17 protein-coding genes are annotated in these 20,157 nt (G+C 65.8%); 7 read left to right on the forward strand and 10 right to left on the reverse strand.

Going from position 1 to position 20,157, the window contains the following annotated elements; genetic code table 11:
• Positions 1-282: 282 nt before the first annotated feature.
• From ACSMEV_RS01515 to bioB, 8 genes are all read right to left on the reverse strand, one after another.
• Entirely contained in the window at positions 283-2,061 is a 1,779-nt protein-coding gene (locus ACSMEV_RS01515; RefSeq protein WP_459206958.1) for an acyl-CoA dehydrogenase C-terminal domain-containing protein, read from the reverse strand.
• Between the two features lie 191 nt (positions 2,062-2,252).
• Positions 2,253-4,058, reverse strand: a complete 1,806-nt coding sequence (locus tag ACSMEV_RS01520) for a phenylacyl-CoA dehydrogenase (protein WP_459206959.1) — start codon at positions 4,056-4,058, stop codon at positions 2,253-2,255.
• A gap of 232 nt (positions 4,059-4,290) precedes the next feature.
• Positions 4,291-4,587, reverse strand: a complete 297-nt coding sequence (locus ACSMEV_RS01525) for a pyrroloquinoline quinone biosynthesis protein PqqE (protein ID WP_459206960.1) — start codon at positions 4,585-4,587, stop codon at positions 4,291-4,293.
• Between the two features lie 124 nt (positions 4,588-4,711).
• Positions 4,712-5,392, reverse strand: coding sequence for a dethiobiotin synthase (gene bioD / locus ACSMEV_RS01530; RefSeq protein WP_459206961.1), 681 nt, complete (start codon positions 5,390-5,392; stop codon positions 4,712-4,714).
• 10 nt (positions 5,393-5,402) lie between these two features.
• The gene (bioC, locus tag ACSMEV_RS01535; protein ID WP_459206962.1) at positions 5,403-6,218 is read right to left on the reverse strand and encodes a malonyl-ACP O-methyltransferase BioC; all 816 of its coding nucleotides are present in this window, start codon (positions 6,216-6,218) and stop codon (positions 5,403-5,405) included.
• Complete coding sequence (locus ACSMEV_RS01540) at positions 6,211-6,942, reverse strand: alpha/beta fold hydrolase (protein WP_459206963.1); 732 nt, start codon at positions 6,940-6,942, stop codon at positions 6,211-6,213. The genes bioC and ACSMEV_RS01540 overlap by 8 nt, the downstream gene beginning before the upstream one ends.
• Positions 6,935-8,107 carry an 8-amino-7-oxononanoate synthase gene (gene bioF, locus ACSMEV_RS01545; protein WP_459206964.1) on the reverse strand — a complete coding sequence of 391 codons (1,173 nt, stop codon included), beginning with the start codon at positions 8,105-8,107 and terminating at the stop codon, positions 6,935-6,937. The genes ACSMEV_RS01540 and bioF overlap by 8 nt, the downstream gene beginning before the upstream one ends.
• A gap of 2 nt (positions 8,108-8,109) precedes the next feature.
• A complete protein-coding gene (gene bioB / locus ACSMEV_RS01550) occupies positions 8,110-9,168 on the reverse strand; it encodes a biotin synthase BioB (RefSeq protein ID WP_459206965.1) in 1,059 nt (352 codons plus the stop codon).
• 89 nt (positions 9,169-9,257) lie between these two features.
• On the opposite strand from bioB, the gene ACSMEV_RS01555 reads away from it, so the two are divergent.
• The 4 genes from ACSMEV_RS01555 (at position 9,258) to rarD (ending at position 13,054) form a co-directional block, all read left to right on the forward strand.
• The gene (locus tag ACSMEV_RS01555; protein WP_459206966.1) at positions 9,258-9,995 is read left to right on the forward strand and encodes a double zinc ribbon domain-containing protein; all 738 of its coding nucleotides are present in this window, start codon (positions 9,258-9,260) and stop codon (positions 9,993-9,995) included.
• A gap of 135 nt (positions 9,996-10,130) precedes the next feature.
• Positions 10,131-10,895, forward strand: coding sequence for a TOBE domain-containing protein (locus ACSMEV_RS01560; protein ID WP_459206967.1), 765 nt, complete (start codon positions 10,131-10,133; stop codon positions 10,893-10,895).
• Between the two features lie 79 nt (positions 10,896-10,974).
• Positions 10,975-11,949: a serine/threonine protein kinase gene (locus ACSMEV_RS01565; protein ID WP_459206968.1), complete on the forward strand. Its 975-nt coding sequence runs from the start codon at positions 10,975-10,977 to the stop codon at positions 11,947-11,949.
• Between the two features lie 220 nt (positions 11,950-12,169).
• Positions 12,170-13,054 carry an EamA family transporter RarD gene (gene rarD / locus ACSMEV_RS01570; RefSeq protein WP_459206969.1) on the forward strand — a complete coding sequence of 295 codons (885 nt, stop codon included), beginning with the start codon at positions 12,170-12,172 and terminating at the stop codon, positions 13,052-13,054.
• Between the two features lie 128 nt (positions 13,055-13,182).
• On the opposite strand, the gene ACSMEV_RS01575 is transcribed toward rarD, so the two are convergent.
• Positions 13,183-13,701, reverse strand: a complete 519-nt coding sequence (locus ACSMEV_RS01575; RefSeq protein ID WP_459206970.1) for a glycine cleavage system transcriptional repressor — start codon at positions 13,699-13,701, stop codon at positions 13,183-13,185.
• A gap of 422 nt (positions 13,702-14,123) precedes the next feature.
• On the opposite strand from ACSMEV_RS01575, the gene ACSMEV_RS01580 reads away from it, so the two are divergent.
• On the forward strand, positions 14,124-16,298 hold the full coding sequence (locus ACSMEV_RS01580) for a malate synthase G (protein WP_459206971.1): 2,175 nt from the start codon (positions 14,124-14,126) through the stop codon (positions 16,296-16,298).
• 230 nt (positions 16,299-16,528) lie between these two features.
• Here the strand turns inward: ACSMEV_RS01580 and ACSMEV_RS01585 are convergent, their stop codons facing one another.
• On the reverse strand, positions 16,529-16,975 hold the full coding sequence (locus tag ACSMEV_RS01585) for a response regulator (protein ID WP_459206972.1): 447 nt from the start codon (positions 16,973-16,975) through the stop codon (positions 16,529-16,531).
• A 375-nt stretch (positions 16,976-17,350) separates the two neighbouring features.
• On the opposite strand from ACSMEV_RS01585, the gene ACSMEV_RS01590 reads away from it, so the two are divergent.
• Both ACSMEV_RS01590 and ACSMEV_RS01595 read left to right on the forward strand, forming a co-directional pair.
• Complete coding sequence (locus ACSMEV_RS01590) at positions 17,351-19,288, forward strand: putative nucleotidyltransferase substrate binding domain-containing protein (protein WP_459206973.1); 1,938 nt, start codon at positions 17,351-17,353, stop codon at positions 19,286-19,288.
• Entirely contained in the window at positions 19,285-19,995 is a 711-nt protein-coding gene (locus ACSMEV_RS01595) for a 3'-5' exonuclease (protein ID WP_459206974.1), read from the forward strand. Before ACSMEV_RS01590 ends, ACSMEV_RS01595 begins: the two co-directional genes overlap by 4 nt.
• The last annotated feature ends 162 nt before the right edge of the window (positions 19,996-20,157 follow it).

A 20,157-nucleotide genomic window follows, 5' to 3' on the forward strand; every position in this document is an offset into this window, starting at 1 on the left:
CGCCCTGTGCCCCAACACAAATCGCGCGCACAGAGAAAACCCCGCCTAGGCGGGGCTTTCAGACTGTTTCCCTGACATCCATTTCGACTCGCGATCCCGGCGAGCAATCCTTCGTAGTCCGTGTTCTGTCCTTTGCGCTTCCTGCGCTACGTCCATGTGGTAAAGATTACGCCTGGAACGAATCTGAACATAGTGGCGAAAAGTCACCGCGTTCTGTAGGAAAAAGCTTACAAACAACAGCCGTTCGCATCTGACGCTACGCTGGCGTAGTGAGGCTCCTGCTCAGAATTGCTCGGCATCGAGCAAGTACAGCGACTCGCTACCGGCCTTGACGGACGCCATCAGGGAATCCATGCGTGGCAGCAAGCGGGCGAAGTAGAAGCGTGCCGTGCCCAGTTTGGCGGCATAGAACGCCTCGTCGCCCGTGCCTTGCTGCGCGGCGGCGGCCATGCGTGCCCACATGTAGGCATAGGCCACATAGCCAAAGGCGTGCAGATACTCCACCGACGCAGCACCGATTTCATTGGGATCGTCCTTGGCCCGTTGCAGCACCCAAGCGGTCAAGTCGTCCAAGCGCTGCAAGGCAGTGGCCAGCGGCTGGGTGAATTCGCCCAGCTCGGCGCTCTGGGTTTCGACGAAGGCTTTCACCTCCTCCGAGAACACCTGGTACAGCGCCCCACCGCTGCCGACCACCTTGCGCCCCATCAAGTCCAGCGCCTGAATGCCGTTGGTGCCTTCGTAGATCTGGGTGATGCGCACGTCGCGCACCAGCTGTTCCTGGCCCCACTCGCGGATGTAGCCATGGCCGCCGAACACCTGCTGGCCATGCACCGTACACTCCAGGCCCAGGTCGGTGAGGAAGGCCTTGGCCACCGGCGTGAGCAAGGCCACCAGCGCTTCGCTGCGTTTGACCTGCTCGGGGTCGGCGCTGTATTTGGCGCTGTCGAGCTGCATGGCCACATAGGTGGAGAACGCCCGACCGCCTTCGATCAGGGCCTTCATGGTCAGCAGCATGCGCCGCACGTCGGGGTGCACGATGATCGGGTCGGCCAGTTTGTCCTTGGCTTGCGCACCGCTCGGCGAGCGGCTTTGCAGGCGTTCGCGGGCATAGTCGACGGCGTTCTGATACGAGCGCTCGGCCGAGGCCAGGCCCTGGATGCCGACGCCCAGGCGCTCGTAGTTCATCATGGTGAACATGGCCGCCAGGCCTTTGTTGGCCTCACCCACCAGGTAGCCTGTGGCGCCGTCGAAGTTCATCACGCAGGTGGCCGAAGCCTGGATGCCCATCTTGTGCTCGATCGAGCCGCAGCTCACCGCGTTGCGCGCGCCCAGGTTGCCGTCTGCATCGACCATGAACTTGGGCACCAGCAGCAGCGAAATGCCCTTGGGGCCGGCCGGCGCGTCGGGCAGCTTGGCCAGCACCAGGTGGATGACGTTCTCGGTGAGGTCGTGTTCGCCGCCGGTGATGAAGATCTTCGTGCCGCTGACCTTGAAGCTGCCATCGGTCTGGGGTTCGGCGCGGGTGCGGATCAATCCCAGGTCGGTGCCGGCATGGGGTTCGGTGAGGCACATCGAGCCGGCCCAGACACCGGCGTACATATTCGGCAGGTACGCCTGCTTGAGCGCTTCGCTGGCGTGGGCATGGATCGACAGGCAGGCGCCGGCGGTGAGCATCGGGTACAGGCCGAACGACAGGCTGGCGGCGTTGACCATTTCCTCGACCTGGGCCGAGATGGCCTTGGGCATGCCCATGCCGCCGAAGGTCGGGTCGCCGCCGACCCCCACCCAGCCACCTTCGGCATAGGTGTTGTAGGCGTCGGTGAAACCTGCCGGCGTGCGCACGGCGCCGTTGTCCCAGTGGCAGCCTTCTTCGTCGGCGGCGCGACTCAACGGCGCGATGCTGCGCGCGGCCACCTTGCCCGCTTCTTCCAGCACGGCCATGGCCGTATCGGCATCGACCAGCTCGGCCAGCGCCGGCAGTTCGGCCCATTGCTCGGCGGCACGGAACACTTCGTTGAGGACGAACTGCATATCGCGCACGGGCGCTTTATAGTCAGCCATGACAACCTCTCGCGGTAGGGAGCGGCAGCGGCAAGGGGCCGTTGCTCGGGGATGGAATAGAGTCTAACTCAAGAAAAAAGCGACCGATCGGGGCGAAAATAGACTGACAAGACAGTTATGGTCACAGTGCTCCTTCGCTCAAAAAAACGCCTGCCACGTGGGCAGGCGCCTGGTTCGACTCGGTCGAGCGCTTAGATCGACAGGCCGAAAGCTTCTTCGTCCATCGCCATCAGGTTGCCGGCGCCGGACAGGATGGCGGCAACGTGGGTGCGGGTGCGCGGCAGGATGCGCTGGTAGTAGAAGCGCGCGGTCTGCAATTTGGCGGTGTAGAACGCCTCTTCGCTGGTGCCGGCCGCAAGCTTCTCGGCCGCTACGCGGGCGATGTCGGCCCAGAAGTAGGCCAGGCAAGCGTAGCCCGAGTACATGACGTAGTCCACCGATGCAGCACCGACTTCCTCACGGTCCTTCATGGCGGCCATGCCGATCTTCATGGTCAGCTCGCCCCACTCCTTGTTCAGCGCGGCCAGCGGCTCGACGAACTCCTTGACCGCCTCGTTGCCTTCCTGGGCCTGGCAGAACTTGTGCACGATGCGGGTGAAGCCCTTGAGCGCCTCGCCCTGGGTCATCAGCACCTTGCGCCCGAGCAGGTCGAGGGCCTGGATGCCGGTGGTGCCCTCGTAGAGCATGGAGATGCGGCTGTCGCGCACGTTCTGCTCCATGCCCCACTCGGCGATGAAGCCGTGGCCGCCATAGATCTGGACGCCATGGTTGGCGGCTTCGAAGCCCACCTCGGTCATGAAGGCCTTGGCGATCGGGGTCATGAAGGCCAGCAGCGCGTCGGCTTTCTTGCGCGCCTCTTCGTCCTGGCTGTACTTGAGAATGTCGACCTGCTTGGCGGTGAAGTAGACCATCGCCCGGGTGCCCTCGGCGAAGGCCTTCATGGTCAGCAGCATGCGCCGCACGTCGGGGTGCACGATGATCGGGTCGGCGGCTTTTTCCGGCGCTTTGGGGCCGGTCAGGGCGCGCATCTGCAAGCGGTCGCGGGCGTATTTCAAACCGCCCTGGAACGCCACTTCGGCGTGGGCCAGGCCTTGCAGGGCAGTGCCCAGGCGCGCGGTGTTCATGAAGGTGAACATGCAGTTCAGGCCTTTGTTGGCCGGGCCGATCAGATAGCCGGTGGCGCCGTCGAAGTTCATCACGCAGGTGGCGTTGCCGTGGATGCCCATCTTGTGTTCGAGCGAACCGCACTGCACGGCGTTGCGCTCACCGACGCCGCCCTGGGCGTTGGGCAGGTGCTTGGGCACGATGAACAGCGAAATGCCCTTGGTGCCGGCCGGCGCGTCGGGAAGACGCGCGAGCACGATGTGCACGATGTTCTCGGCCATGTCGTGCTCGCCGGCGGAGATGAAGATCTTGGTGCCGCTGATCTTGTAGCTGCCATCGGCCTGGGGTTCGGCCTTGGTGCGCAGCATGCCGAGGTCGGTGCCGCAGTGAGCTTCGGTCAGGCACATGGTGCCGGTCCATTCGCCGGTGACCAGCTTGCTCAGGTAAGTGTGCTGCTGCTCGGGGGTGCCGTGGGCCGACAAGGTGTTCATCGCGCCGTGAGACAGGCCAGGGTACATGCCCCAGGACCAATTGGCCTCGCCGACCATTTCGCTGACTGCCAGTCCCAGAGACTCGGGCAGGCCCTGGCCACCGTGGGCCAGGTCATGGGCCAGGCTCGGCCAGCCGCCTTCGACGAACTGCTGGTAAGCCTCTTTGAAACCGGTGGGCGTCTTCACCCCGGTCTCGCTCCAAGTGCAGCCTTCGCGGTCGCCCACTTGGTTCAGTGGCGCCAGTACCTGCTCACAGAACTTCGCACCTTCCTCGAGAATCGCATCGACCATGTCGGGCGTGGCGTCTTCGCAGCCTGGCAGGCTTTGATAGTGCGCTGCGTAACCCAGCAGCTCGTCGCGCACGAAGCGGATATCACGCAAGGGGGCTTTGTAATCAGGCATGGCGATCGACCTCTAGTTATGCGTTCGGTACCGAAGAAAGCCGGCGGGCTTTCGGTCAAACAAGTGTTTGAAACTTACGTTTAGAGGGAAGGCTTGTCAAGGTGGCACGCTGGTGCCATTCACGCCGCCGATGATGACGAAAATGCCATTGCCGAGACGCACGCAACCGCAGGGCTCCGGCGCGTCGTGCACGCCAGAGCCTCGGGCTTGTTTGTGGGAATTGGGAAGTGGCTTACGCCCAGGTGTCGATCAGACGGCCGAGCATTTCGTCGGAAGCCTTGGCCACTTTGGCACCCAGCTCGATCTGCTGGGCCGCGAGCGCCTGCTCTACCGTTGCGGTGGGCAGGTCCATTTGTTGGCTACGGTCGATACTGCGCAGGCGCTCGGCCTGGTAGTCGCTCGACTGGCTGGTCGCAGCGCGCTCGGCGCTGAGGTTGGCCACTTGGCTAGCCGCCTGGTCGAAACGGTTCTGCCCGGCCTGGATGGCACCCAGCCCTGCGTAGAACGCGGAATTGCCAGTGATTTCCATGTCAGGACTCCATGACGCTGGATGGACGAACACGAGCCATTAAAGCAGCGTCTTGGCAAAAACGCCCGTACAAATCCCTAATGGCACGGTGCCATATCATAGACAGGGTCGATCCTGCCCAGGTTCAGGCCAGCAGGTGCAAGTGCAGATGGCCGGCCACCGCCTTGGCACTGGCCTGCTGCAACCTGGGCACACGCCCCAGGCACGGCGCGCCCAAGCGGTCGGCCAGGCTGGCGAGGTTTTCCTCGAGGCGCGAGGTCTGCGGATCGATGACATTGGCGACCCAACCGGCCAGGTGCAGGCCGTCCCGGGCGATCGCTTCGGCGCTGAGCAGCGCATGGTTGATGCAGCCCAGACGCACACCCACCACCAGGATCACCGGCAGTTGCAGGGCCATGGCCAGGTCCGACAGCGCGGCCTGGGCCGACAGCGGCACCCGCCAACCGCCGGCGCCCTCGATCAGGGTGAAATCGGCGCCCTGCGCCAGCACGTGGCGCATCGCCGTGGCGAGGGTCTCGACCTCCAGCGTCATCCCGGCCTCCAGAGCCGCCAAGTGCGGCGCGATGGCCGGTTCGAAGGCGAACGGATTGACCTGCTCGTAGGGCAGCCGCAGCGTGCTCTGCTCGATCAGCGCCAGGGCATCGGCATTGCGCAAGCCGGCGGCGGTGCGTTCGCAGCCGGAAGCCACCGGCTTGGCGCCCAGGGTGGTCAGGCCACCGGCCCGCGCAGCTTGCAACAGCCCGGCGGCAATGGTGGTCTTGCCGATGTCGGTATCGGTACCGGCGATGAAGTAGGCGGGATGCATGTCAGTGTCCTTACTCGTCGGGTTTGCGCAGCACGCCGTAGACTACTTGATAGGTGGCGGGCAGTCCCCGCTCGTCGCGCCAGCTTTCGTAAGCTTGTAGCAGACTTTGCAGGCGCGCGCGCCCGGTCAGGCCCGCAGGCCGCCCTGGATTGAGATTGTGTGCGCCGAGGGCTTTGAGCTCATGGGTCAGGCTGCGCAGCTCGGGGTAGTGCAACACATGGGGCTGGCGTTGCAGGTCGAGCACCTGCAAGCCACTGGCGGCGGTCAGCCTTTGGTAGTCGGCGAAGTGCCGGAAGCGGTTGACGTGCACGCTGCCGTCGACCGCCTCCCAGCTGGCGCGCAGCTCCTCCAGCGTGCCCACGCACAGGCTGCTGAACGCCAGCACGCCGCCTGGGCGCAACACCCGTGCCGCTTCGCTCAGCACACTGGAAAACTGGCTGCACCATTGCACCGCCAGGCTGCTGAACACCAGATCGACGCAAGCGTCGCGCAGCGGCAGGCGTTCGGCATCGCCGGCCACATGGTGGCGCGCACCGCCCAGCGCCTGGGCGTGGCGCAACATGCCCTCGGCCAGGTCCAGGGCGACGCCGCTGGCGGCCGGGAAACGCTCGGCCAAGGCCCGGCTGAAACAGCCGGTGCCACTGCCCAGGTCGAGCCAGCGGTCGATCGCGACGCCGCTCGGCAAGCGCGCGAGCAGGTCGAGCCCGACCGCCCGTTGCAGCGCCGCCACGCTGTCGTACGTGCTCGCCGCCTTGGAAAACGAGGCCGCGACCTGGCGTTTGTCCGGCAACTGGCCGGGCAGGTGCGGCAGGGATAGATCAGTCATCGCCACTCTCATGCAGGAAACTCTTGATGCCTTCGGCCAACGCCTCTGGATACTCCAGCAGGAAGGCATGGGAACTGTCTTCCACCAGGCCCACTTCGACATCCGGCAGCAGCTCGCTGAGCGCCTGGGCCGCCTCGGCCGGCACCAGCGCGTCGCTGCCGGCGAACAGATGCAGTTGCGGCCCGCTGTACTGCTGCAGCGCCAAGCGTGTGTCGAGCTGCGCCAGCACTTTCAAGCCGTTGGCCAGGTACAGCGGGTCGGTGTCCGGCACACCGACGCCCAACTGACGCAGGAGCGTGCGCGGCTGCAGAGCGCCATCGCTGCACAGCGTGCGAAAGCGTTTGAGGGTCACGTGGGGGTGGTGCTGGCAACCGTCGAGGAAGGTGCTGAAAGTGTCGGGGGCCATGCCGTGGCGCCAGTCGCCGCGGGCGACGAAGCTGGGGTTGCTGGCCAGGGTCAGCAACCCGCAGCAGTGCTCGTCGCGCCGCGCCGCCAATACGCTGGCGAGCATGCCGCCGAGCGACCAACCGCCGAGCCAGACGTCTTTGGGCAGGCGTTTGTCGAGGTACTCGATCCAGGCGTCGGGCTCGCTTTCGGCCAGCTCCGGCAGTGGCACCAATTCTACGTGCAGGCGTGGGTCCTGCCCGCGCAAGCTCGCCGCCAAGGGTTCCAGGGAGGCGGTGCCCAACCCCCAGCCCGGTAGAAGCATCAGTCGGTCACGCATGGTCAGCCTCCCGCGTTGGATGGCACTCGGCCAATACTTCCAACAATAGCTGCACCTGCGCCGCGCTGTGGGCCGCGCTGAGGGTGACGCGCAGCCGCGCGCCTCCGGCCGGCACCGTAGGCGGGCGAATGGCCGTGACCAGCACGCCGCGCGCGCGCAGGCGCCTTGACAGCTCGAGGGCCCGCGCGCTATCGCCGATCAGGATCGGCTGGATCGGCGTGTGGCTGTCCATCAATTGCAGGCCGATGGCCTGGGCGCCCTGGCGGAACTGGGCGATCAACGCCGCCAAGTGCTCGCGGCGCCAAGTCTCGCGACGTAGCAGTTCAAGGCTCTTGAGCGTGGCGCAGGCCAGCGCCGGTGGCTGACTGGTGGTGTAGATGTAGGGCCGGGCGAACTGCACCAGCGCTTCGATCAGTTCTTCGCTTCCGGCGACGAACGCCCCGGCCGTACCGCAGGCCTTGCCCAGGGTGCCGACCAGCACCGGCACCTGGTCCACACCCAGGCCAAAGTGCTCCACCACGCCGCCGCCTTGCCGGCCCAGGGTGCCGAGCCCATGGGCGTCGTCGACCATCAGCCATGCCCCGCGCGCCTTTGCTACCGCCGCCAAGGCCGGCAGGTCGGCGACATCGCCGTCCATGCTGAACACCCCGTCGGTGACCACCAACGCGTCGCCCACGGCCTTGTCCAGGCGCTTGCCCAGGCTGGCGGGGTCGTTGTGCAGGTAACGGCTGAAGCGCGCGCCGCTGAGCAGCCCACCGTCGAGCAGCGAGGCATGGTTGAGGCGGTCTTGCAGCACGCTGTCGCCCTGCCCGACCAATGCCGTGATGGCGGCCAGGTTGGCCATGTAGCCGGTGGAGAACAGCAAGGCCTGCGGCCGCCCGGTGAGGTCGGCCAGCGCTTCTTCAAGGGCGTGGTGCGGCGCGCTGTGGCCGATCACCAGGTGCGAGGCACCGCCGCCGACGCCCCAGCGCTCGGCGCCGGCACGCCAGGCCGCGATCACCTCGGGGTGGTTGGCCAGGCCCAGGTAGTCGTTGTTGCAGAAGGCCAACAGCGGCTGGCCGTCGACCACCACCTGCGGTCCCTGCGGGCTTTGCAGCAAAGGACGCTGGCGATAGAGGTCCGCGGCGCGCCGCTGAGCCAGGCGCGCCGTGAGGTCGAACGCCATGCTCAGGCCGACGCTGCGTCGTAGAACAGTTCGCTGCTGCGCTGTTCGACCAGCGCTTGCTCGATGGCCGCCTGGTGCACCTCGTCACCGTGCTCTTCGCGGGCTTCGGGCTTGATCCCCAAGCGGGCGAACAGCTGCATGTCCTTGTCGGCCTGGGGATTGGCGGTGGTGAGCAGTTTTTCGCCGTAGAAGATCGAGTTGGCGCCGGCCATGAAGGCCAGGGCCTGCATCTGCTCGTTCATCTGCTCGCGACCGGCCGACAGGCGCACATGGGACTTGGGCATCAGCAGGCGAGCCACGGCGAGCATGCGGATGAAGTCGAACGGGTCGACGTCCTGCTCGTCGGCCAGGGGCGTGCCGGCCACTTTCACCAGCATGTTGATCGGCACCGATTCGGGGTGCTCGGGCAGGTTGGCGAGCTGGATCAACAGGCCCGCGCGGTCGTCCAGCGACTCGCCCATGCCGAGAATGCCGCCGGAGCAGATCTTCATGCCCGCGTCGCGCACGTAGGCCAGGGTTTGCAGACGCTCGCCGTAGGTGCGGGTGGTGATGATGCTGGTGTAGAACTCAGGCGAAGTGTCGAGGTTGTGGTTGTAGTAGTCCAGGCCCGCCTGGGCCAGGGCCGCGGTCTGCTCCTGGTCGAGCTTGCCGAGGGTCATGCAGGTTTCCAGGCCCAGGGCCTTGACGCCTTTGACCATCTGCAACACGTAGGGCATGTCCTTGGCCGAAGGGTGCTTCCAGGCGGCGCCCATGCAGAAGCGCGTCGAGCCGATGGCTTTGGCCCGCGCCGCTTCTTCGAGCACTTTCTGCACTTCCATCAGCTTCTGTTTTTCCAGCCCGGTGTTGTAGTGGCCGGACTGGGGGCAGTACTTGCAGTCTTCCGGGCAGGCGCCGGTCTTGATCGACAGCAGCGTGGAGACCTGCACCTGGTTGGGATCGAAATGCGCGCGATGCACGGTCTGCGCCTGGAACAACAGGTCGTTGAACGGCTGCTGGAACAGAGCCTTGACCTCGGCCAGCGACCAGTCGTGACGGGTGGTTACAGTTGTGCTCGCGCTCATCGGCGTTTCCTTATTTAAGGTGTTGCTGGCGCTGCCCCACGGCGGAATGGCGGCGCCTCACGGATAGCGCGCATAGTCATGGATGGCCTATGAACTGTCAACTCATGCTCAAACGCCTGGTCAACAATTGTTTAAATAACAACCAAACTTGTTTGTTGTGCGACTCGCAGGCCGTGCAGCCACGCCCGTTGTGCCACGCCTGCGAAACCGACCTGCCTTGGCTGACCCAGGCGTGCAGCCATTGCGCCCTGCCCCTGCCAGGGCCGGGGCTGACCTGCCTGCGCTGTACCTTGGCGCCGATGGCCTTCGACAACGTAGTCGCACCCTGGCAGTACGCCTTTCCCATCGACACCCTGGTCAGCCGCTTCAAGCACCAACGCCAGTGGCCATTGGGCCGCATGATGGTGGATTCGCTGGTCCAGGCGCTTGGCCACCGCTATGGCGACGGCCTACCACGTCCTGACCTGCTGCTACCGATTCCTTTGGCCAAGCGCCGTCTACGCCAGCGCGGCTTCAATCAGGCGGCGATGCTGGCGCGCTGGTTGTCGCGGCAACTGCACGTGCCCTGCGAGCAAGGCTGGTTGCTGCGCGCGCGGGAAACGGCCACGCAACAAGGCCTGGACGCCCAGGCGCGCCGGCGCAACCTACGGGGCGCCTTCGCCTTGACGCCGCGGGCGGCGCCGACCGGCCTGCACTTGGCATTGGTCGACGACGTACTCACTACCGGCGCCACCGCTCAGGCCTTGGCGACCCTGCTCCGCCGAGCAGGGGCCAGGCGCATCGATGTCTATTGCCTGGCGCGCACGCCGCAGCCGGCCCAAGCTTGAAGGCCTAGGTGGCGCGATCGGCCGGCCCTGTTGTATTCCACCACGCCGTACCCCTCCTTGCCGCCGCCGAACTTGACTTGCCCGAACGGCGGAGGCACCGTCGCCGCTCCTGCCTTCGTCCCGCCAGGCCATGCCATGTCTCTGCCGCCTTCGTTGACCCAGCACATCGCCCGCCGTCCGCAACGCATCGCCCTGCTGCAGCACATCGCCGAACAAGGTTCCATCACCCGCGCCGCGAAGGCGGCCGGCGTCAGCTACAAGGCGGCCTGGGACGCGATCGACGAGCTCAACAACCTGGCCAGCCAGCCGCTGGTCGAGCGCAGTACCGGCGGGCGTGGCGGCGGTGGCGCGCGCCTGTCGGACGAAGGCACGCGGGTGCTGGGTCTGTACCAACGCCTGCAAGCGTTGCAAGCGCAATTTCTGCAAGCGGCCGACGGTGGCGACGACCTCGACCTGCTGGGCCGCCTGATGCTGCGCACCAGTGCGCGCAACCAGCTGCAAGGCCGGGTCAGCGGATTGCGCCGCGAAGGACGCCATGACCGGGTCAGCCTGGCACTGGGCGGCGGGGTGGAGATCGACGCGCTGATCACCCCCGACAGCACCGAGCGCCTGGCGCTGGCCCTGGGGCGCATGACGGTGGCCCTGCTCAAGGCCGGCTGGGTGCGCCTGCTCGCCGAAGACGAAACCGCCGAGCCAGGCAGCAACTGTTTGCAGGCCAGGGTCGAGCAGGTGCAGGTGGAGGACGACGGCAGCGCCGAGGTGCGCCTGGCACTGGGCAATGGGCAAACGCTGTGCGCGCTGGCCGAGGCCGAGTGGCTGAGCGCGCAGGACATCCAAACAGGCCGAACCGTACGGGCGCAGTTCCACCCTTCCCATGTGCTGATCGGTATTCCGGCGTAGCCAGGCGCAGGCGCGGCGCGCCCTGGCATGGCGCAGAAGCGTTACCATGGCGCCCCGCCGTTCAGCTCAGGAGCCCACCATGTCCCACCCCTTCGATGCACTGACCCCCGACCTGGTCCTGGACGCCGTGGAAAGCCTGGGATTTCTCAGCGATGCCCGGGTGCTGGCCCTGAACAGCTATGAAAACCGCGTCTATCAAGTCGGCATCGACGAAGCGCAACCCTTGATCGCCAAGTTCTACCGCCCGGACCGCTGGAGCGACGCCGCCATTCTCGAGGAACACCAGTTCACGGCGGAACTGGCCGAATGCGAGGTACCGGTGGTGGCGCCGATGCGGCACGAAGGGCGCACCCTGTTCGAGCATCAGGGCTTTCGCTTCAGCCTATTCCCACGCCGCGGCGGGCATGCGCCGGAACCGGGCAACCTCGACCAGCTTTACCGCCTCGGTCAGCTGCTCGGGCGGCTGCATGCAGTGGGCGCCACGCGCCCTTTCAAGCATCGTGAAGCTTTGAGCGTCGAGGGCTTTGGCCACGCTTCGCTGCGCACCCTGCTCGACGGCAACCACGTGCCCAAAGAACTGTTGCCGGCCTTCGAATCGGTGGCACGCGACCTGTTGCAGCGCGTGGAAGCCGTCTACGCCCGCACGCCCCACCAGATCATCCGTCTGCACGGCGACTGCCACCCCGGCAACCTCATGCACCGCGACGAGGCCTACCACGTCGTCGACCTAGACGACTGCCGCATGGGCCCGGCAGTGCAGGACCTGTGGATGATGCTCGCCGGCGACCGTGAAGAGCGTCTGGGGCAGTTGGCCGAACTGATCGACGGCTATAACGAATTCCACGACTTCGACCCGCGCCAACTGGCCCTGATCGAACCGCTGCGCGCCCTGCGCCAATTGCACTACAGCGCCTGGCTGGCCAAGCGCTGGGACGACCCTGCCTTCCCGCGCAGCTTCCCCTGGTTCGGCCAGCCGCGTTACTGGGGCGACCAGATCCTGGCGCTGCGCGAGCAATGCGCGGCGTTGGACGAGGCGCCTTTGAAACTGTTCTGAAGCCTGCGCCCAAGCCTTGAACACACCGCGGTTCGCGCCATGGACGCCGAACGGGCCCGACCTCGATGCCCCGCCCGTTCAGGCGTCCTTGCCGCCACGCCGAGGGATGGCGCACCGGCAAGCCGACCTGCCACATCGCTGACAAGCAATGCTCCGGATCGACCCACAAGCCGTCTACAATACGCCGGCGTTTTGCACCCAATTTCTGCAAGGATCCACCATGCACGCTGCGAACCCGCGACGCGGGTATTTCCTGGGCCTGACGGCCTACATCATCTGGGGCCTGTTCCCGCTGTACTTCAAAGCCATCCAGAGCGTGCCGGCACTGGAAATCATCGTTCATCGCGTGCTGTGGTCGGCGCTGTTCGGTGGCTTGTTGCTGATGCTGTGGAAGCACCCTGGCTGGTGGCGCGAGTTGCGCCAGCACCCGCAGCGCCTGGCCATCCTGGCCCTGAGCGGCAGCCTGATCGCGCTCAATTGGCTGACTTACGTGTGGGCGGTGAACAGCGGGCGCATGCTCGAAGCCAGCCTGGGCTATTACATCAACCCTTTGGTCAACGTGCTGCTGGGCATGCTGCTGCTCGGCGAGCGCCTGCGCCGCCTGCAATGGCTGGCCGTTGGCCTGGCGCTGGCGGGCGTGGCGCAGCAGGTGTGGCAGGTCGGCAGCTTGCCGTGGGTGTCGCTGGTGCTGGCGCTGACCTTCGGTTTCTACGGGCTGATCCGCAAGAAGGCCCCGGTCGCGGCGCTGCCGGGCCTGGTGGTGGAAACCTGGATGCTGGTGCCGGTGGCGCTCGGCTGGCTGTTGCTGCACCCGAGCGCGGTCAGTGCGCAGCCGGCGTTCTACACCACCGCCGAAGCGCTGTGGCTGATGGCGGCCGGGCCGGTGACCCTGGTGCCCTTGGTGTGCTTCAACGCAGCGGCGCGGCACCTGCCCTACACCACGCTGGGCTTTTTGCAGTACCTGGCGCCGACCTTGGTGCTGCTGCAAGCGGTCTGGCTGTTCGACGAGCACCTGAGCCCCAGCACGCTGCTGGCCTTCATGTTCATCTGGGCAGGGTTGGCGCTGTACAGCGTCGACATCTGGCTGAACCTGCGCAAACGCTGATCAATAAATGATCGAAACCCTGCAGGCCACGTACATGCTGGCCTGCGGAGACATCTCCCAAGGTTATGCACAGGCTCATCCCCGCGAAAACTGCATAACCTGCCTGTGCATAAGTCGTGCACCCGCGCTCAGACCTCTGCGCGCAGGTGCAACTCCACCATCAAGTCGTCGGCCAGGCTTTCCAGACGCTGCTGCAAACGTTCGAGGCCGAGCGCCGGCGGCAAGGCCAGCGAGGCCTCGGCCTGGAACAGCGGCTCGTTGCTCATCGGCGCAGGCTGCACCTGGGTGCTGAGCCGCTCCACATTGACGCCCAGTTCGGCCAGCACCCGGGTGATGTCGCGCACGATGCCTGGCCGATCATTGCCGACCAGTTCCAGAGTGAGCGGCGTGCCGCCGGCCAGCGGATCGCTGCCGCTGCGGGCCACTTGCACCCGAATGCCCTGCCCCTGCAAACCTTCCAGCTCCTGCACCAGCGCGTCATGCCGGTCGCTGGGCACCGCCACGCGCAGGATGCCGGCGAACTGCCCGGCCATGCGCGATAGGCGGCTGTCGAGCCAGTTGCCTTGCTGGTCGGCGATGCACTGGGCGATGCGCTCGACCAGCCCAGGGTGGTCGGGGGCGATCACGGTCAGTACTAGCGTGTCCACGGTGTGCTCCTGCTGACGGTGCGGCGAACCCGCACGGTGAATAGGCCTAGGGTTAGAGGCCGGAGTATAGGCGCTACGCGGCAACCTGCCGCGGGGCGAGCGACACCTTAAATCGTGTACCGTTTTTATATTTATCTGGAACAATTCACTCTTTTTTTGCGAACATGCGTTTTCCTAGCGCGACCTGTTGCGGCACAAGGGGTGCAAAACGGCGTTTTTGAGTCGCATGTTCACCCGCCTACGGCTTCATGTAGTATGCGCCGAACCGGACTACAAGACGTCGTCCGGTGGTCTGCCGAGGTGCCTGTACCCAACCTCCAGCCTCGCCCCGCCGCCTGCCGGGCATGTACGGACGCGAGCCGGAGCAAGCGCTTACAGGCTTTTTACGATGAGCGATATCGCTGAGCAGAGTGAGGCAAGCAATGACTGAACACGTTCGAGTCGGTGGCCTTCAGGTCGCCAAGGTCCTGTATGACTTCGTCAACGACGAGGCCATTCCGGGGACCGGTATCGTCGCCGAGCAGTTCTGGGACGGTGCGCAAAAGATCATCAACGACCTCGCTCCAAAGAACAAAGCCCTGCTGGCCAAGCGCGACGAGCTGCAAGCCCGTATCGACGCCTGGCACCAGGAACGTCAAGGTCAGGCCCACGACGCCGCCGCCTACAAACGCTTCCTCCAGGACATCGGCTACCTGCTGCCACAAGCGGACGATTTCCAGGCCACCACGCAAAACGTCGACGAAGAAATCGCCCACATGGCCGGCCCACAGCTGGTTGTGCCGGTGATGAACGCCCGCTTCGCTCTCAACGCCGCCAATGCCCGCTGGGGCTCGCTGTACGACGCGCTGTACGGCACCGACGCCATCAGCGACGAAGGCGGCGCGGAAAAGGGCCAGGGTTACAACAAGGCCCGCGGCGCCAAGGTCATCGCCTTCGGCCGCGCCTTCCTCGACGAAGCCGCGCCGCTGGAAAACGGCTCGCACGCCGACGCCACGGCCTATCGCATCGAAGCCGGCAAGTTGGTGGTCGCCCTCAAAGGCGGCAGCAGCGGCCTGCGCAACCCCGAGCAACTGCTCGGCCTGCATGGCGAGGCCGCAGCGCCCACGGCGATCCTGCTCAAGCACAACGGCTTGCACTTTGAAATCCAGATCGACGCCAGCACCCCGGTCGGCAGCACCGACGCCGCCGGCGTGAAGGACATCCTCATGGAGTCGGCGCTGACCACCATCATGGACTGCGAAGACTCGGTCGCCGCCGTCGATGCCGACGACAAGGTGCTGGTCTACCGCAACTGGCTGGGCCTGATGAAAGGTGACCTGGCGGAGAACGTCAGCAAGGGCGGCAAGACCTTCACTCGCACCATGAACCCGGACCGCGAGTACAGCGCGCCCAACGGCGGCACCGTCACCCTGCACGGCCGCTCGCTGCTGTTCGTGCGCAACGTCGGCCACCTGATGACCAACCCGGCCATCCTCGACGCCCAGGGCAACGAAGTGCCCGAAGGCATCCAGGACGCGCTGTTCACCGTGCTGGCCGCGGTGCACAACCTCAACGGCAACACCCAGCGCAAGAACACCCGCAGCGGCAGCGTGTACATTGTCAAACCGAAGATGCACGGCCCGGAAGAGGTCGCCTTCGCCGCCGAGATCTTCGCCCGCGTGGAACAGTTGCTGGGCCTGCCGGCCAACACCTTGAAGGTCGGCATCATGGACGAGGAACGCCGCACCACGGTCAACCTCAAGGCCTGCATCAAGGCCGCGGCCGAGCGTGTGGTGTTCATCAACACCGGCTTCCTCGACCGCACGGGCGACGAAATCCACACCTCCATGGAAGCCGGCGCCGTGGTGCGCAAGGGCGTGATGAAGAACCAACCGTGGATCGCCGCCTACGAAGACAACAACGTCGACGTGGGCCTGGCCACCGGTCTGCAAGGCCGTGCGCAGATCGGCAAGGGCATGTGGGCCATGCCGGATCTGATGGCGGCCATGCTCGAACAGAAGATCGCCCACCCCCTGGCCGGCGCCAACACCGCCTGGGTGCCTTCGCCAACTGCCGCGACCCTGCACGCGCTGCACTACCACAAGGTCGACGTGCAGGCGCGCCAGGCCGAACTGGCCAAGCGCATCCCGGCGTCGGTGGACGACATCCTGCGCATTCCGCTGGCCGGCGACACGCAGTGGTCGGCCGAAGAGATCCGCAACGAGCTGGACAACAACGCCCAAGGCATCCTCGGCTACGTGGTGCGCTGGATCGACCAGGGCGTGGGTTGTTCGAAGGTGCCGGACATCAACGATGTCGGCCTGATGGAAGACCGCGCCACGCTACGGATTTCCAGCCAGTTGCTGGCCAACTGGCTGCGCCATGGCGTGGTCAGCCAGGAGCAGGTGATGGAAAGCCTCAAGCGCATGGCTGCGGTGGTCGACCGACAGAACGCGAACGATGCGCTGTACCGTCCGCTGGCCGGCGATTTCGACGACAACATCGCCTTCCAGGCGGCGGTGGAGTTGGTCATCGAAGGCGCCAAACAGCCCAACGGCTACACCGAGCCGGTGCTGCATCGTCGTCGTCGGGAGTTCAAGGCGCGTAACGGCCTGTAAGCCGCCGCGCCGGCCTGTGGGTGCGCGAAGGCGCGCCTACGGGCCGATAGCTTGAGTGATTGGGCTGAGACCATTGGCCGGCTGTGCCGGCCATCGCGGCTAAAGCCGCTCCCACGATGATCGGTGATCTCTCGGAGATTGAAGGGTTCAGGCAACGCCCCCGTAGGAGCGGCCGGTTCGGCGCTCCGATCAGCCGCGATGGGCCGCGGAGCCGGCCGCATCTATAGGCCCTACAAGCTCAGCTCTTTGCTCACCAATTCCAGCAAACGGGTCAAATCGACCGGTTTGAGCAGCACGTCGAGCACGCCCAAGTGCATCGCCTTGACCGCCTCCTGCACATCGGTGTCGCCCGACACCACGATGATCGGCAACTCCGCCCGTTCCGACGCCCGCACGTGGCGGATCAGCGCCAAGCCGTCTTCGGGCTGCATGCGCAGGTCGGTGACCATCAGGCCGATCGACGGCCGCATCCTCAAAGCCGCGCGTGCCTGCTGCACGCCGTCGGCCACACTGCACTCCCAGCCACGACTCCTCAGGTACGCCGCCAGTGCTTCGCGGTTGACCACGTTATCGTCCACGACCAACACGGAAGGAGCCGGGCCCGCCGGCGCGCTGACGTCGGCCAGCGCACGGCGCTCGGCGTCACTCAGGATGTCGTCTTGCTCAGCCATGCTCATCTCGTCAAAAAAATCCCTTCAAAACAGTTAAGACCGCAGTTTTACGCATAGCCGAGTGCCTTTCGTCGGAAATTTGACGCTTAAGGCATCGTTGTTTGCGCCACATCAAGGTTGCAGGTCCATGACTGGGTTATGCGTCCGTTCATACAGGGCGGGTGACCGTCGGCGGTCTACGTGCAGGTCGGCACAGCGGCAAGCCTTGGTAGCGCTCGGCCGGCACGCCACAGTCGCCGATGCGAAGCCAAGCGGCCTCATGGCAGACATAGACTTACGTCCAATGTGAAGCTTGCCCACATCGTTCGACCATTGGCCTTACAACAACAAGCGATAACAAGGATTGTGCCAAGTGCGCCGTCTCATCCTGCGACCGATGCCATGAGCCAACGAGACGCCTTCGACCAGGCGGGCAAGACCGCCGTGCGGCAGAACATTCTCGGTATGTTGCAGTTTCTGCAACGCTTTCCGCCCTTCAACCAGATGGAGCACGGCCACCTGGCCTATCTGGTGGAACAGTGCCAGCTGCGCTTTTACGCAAGCGGCGAAAGCATCGTCAAGCCCGCCGATGGCCCGGTGACGCATTTCTTCATCGTCAAGCAAGGCCGTGTGGTCGGCGAACGCCAGCAGGCGCCTGGTGCCGACACCACACCCACCTTCGAGATCACCGCTGGCGAATGCTTCCCGCTCGCCGCCCTGCTCGGCGAACGCGCCACGCGCACCGAGCACCTGGCCGGCGAGGACACCTTCTGCCTGCAACTGCACAAGGCGGCGTTCGTCCGTGTGTTCTCGCTGTCGGACGTGTTCCGCGATTTCGCCTTGCGTGGCGTCAGCAGCCTGCTCGACCAGATCAACCAGCAGGTGCGCCAGCGCGCGGCGCAGACCCTGGGCACGCAATATTCGCTGAACACGCCACTGGCCGAGCTGGCCATGCGCCACCCCGTGATGTGCGCTGCCGACACGCCGGTGCGCGACGCCGTGCGGCAGATGCACGAACAGCAGGTAGGCAGCATCGTCATCGTCGATGGGCAGCGCGCACCCTGTGGCATCTTCACCCTGCGCGACCTGCGCCAAGTGGTGGCCGAAGCCAACGCCGAGCTGGACGCGCCGATCGCCCGCTATATGACCGCCACACCGTTTTGCCTGCACGCCCAGGCCAGCGCCTTCGACGCGGCGCTGGCGATGACCGAGCGGCACATCGCCCACGTCTGCCTGGTCGAGCACGGGCGCCTGTGCGGCGTGGTCTCCGAGCGCGACCTGTTCTCCCTACAGCGGGTCGACCTGGTCCACCTGGCGCGCACCATCCGCCATGCTCCGCGGCTGGAGACCCTGATCGCGCTGCGCGGCGAGATCGGCCAACTGGTCGAGCGCATGCTGGCCCATGGCGCGTCTTCGACGCAGATCACCCAGATCGTCACCCTGCTCAACGACCACACCGTGTGCCGGGTGATCGAGCTGACCCTGGCCGAACAGGGCGACCCCGGCGTGCCCTTCACCTGGCTGTGCTTCGGTAGCGAGGGACGACGCGAGCAGACGCTGTACACCGACCAGGACAACGGCATCCTCTTCGAAGCGGCCGACGCGAGCGAGGCCGAGGCCGTGCGCCGGCGTCTGTTGCCGCTGGCACGGCTGATCAACCAGCAGCTGGCGCGCTGCGGCTTCAGCCTGTGCCCCGGCGATGTGATGGCCGGCAACCCCGACCTGTGCCTGTCGCGCGCAGAATGGGCACGGCGCTTCGCCGGGTTCGTGCGCGAGGCCAGCCCGGAAAACCTGCTGGGCTCGACCATCTACTTCGACCTGCGCGCGGTGTGGGGCGACGAGCAGGGCTGCGAGCAACTGCGCCAGGGCATCCTCGCCCAGGTCGCGGACAATCGCCTGTTCCAGCGCATGCTGGCCGAAAACGCCCTGCGTCAGCGTCCGCCCGTGGGCCGGCTGCGCGACTTCGTGCTGACCCGCCAGGGCAACGACAAGACCGCCACCCTCGACCTCAAGGTGCAGGGCCTCACGCCCTTCGTCGACGGCGCACGGCTGCTGGCCCTGGCCCACGGCATCGGTGCCAACAACACCCTGGAGCGCCTGCGCCAACTGGCCCAGCGTAAGGTGATCGACGCCTTGGACGCCGCCGCCTTCGAAGAGGCCTACCACTTCATCCAGCAGACCCGCATGCAACAGCACCAACGCCAGAGCCGCGACAACCAGCCCTACAGCAACCGCCTCGACCCGGACAGCCTCAATCACCTCGACCGACGCATCCTGCGCGAATCCCTACGCCAGGCACAGCGCCTGCAAAGCAGCCTGGCGCTGCGGTATCAGCTATGAACCCGTTCGCTTGGCTGCGACCGGCTACGCCTCTCGTCCAGGAGGCGCTGAAAACGCGCTTGGCACGCTTGCCGCAGCCCGCGCCCTGGCGCACCTGCAGCTTGCACGAACAGCGCTGGGTGGTGCTGGACCTGGAAACCAGCGGCCTGAACCTGAACCGTGACCAGGTGCTGTCGATCGGCGCAGTGGCCATCGACGAGGGTGCCATCGATTTCAGCCAGCAGTTCGAACGCACCCTGCACCGCCCCGAGCAGAAGACCAACGCCAGTGTGCTCATCCATGGCCTGGGGCCCAGCGCCCTGGCCGCCGGCTGCGATCCGGCCAGCGCCTTCGTGGAACTGCTCGAGTTCATCGCCGACAGTCCGCTGCTGGCCTTCCACGCGCCCTTCGACCAGCACATGCTGGCGCGCGCCCTCAAGCACAGCCTGGGCCACCGGCTGCAATCGCCTTTCGTCGATGTGGCCGACCTGGCACCGATGCTCAACCCCGAAGCCGTGCTGCGCGAAGCGGGGCTGGACGCCTGGATCGCGCATTTCGGGCTGGAAGTGGCCGAACGTCACCACGCCAGCGCCGACGCCCAGGTGACGGCCGAACTGGCCCTGATCCTGTTCAGCCAGGCGCGTCGCCAACAGCTCGACAGCCCTCAGGCGCTGCTTCAGCGCTTGCACGCCTGGCGCCGACGCCAGGCCCACCACCAGGGCTTGTGAGGACTGCCAGCGCCACTGGTGATCGACCACAACCAGCTCGCGCGCAACCTTCGTCAGGCGACGCGATGATTGGCTGCTGCGGCGAGTACCCACCCCACCTACAGACCCCATTACCGCACCCAACCGTCGCAAAAGCGCCAGCGTGACCCGCTCATCCAAAGC

It is taken from the genome of Pseudomonas sp. MLB6B (genome assembly GCF_054508135.1).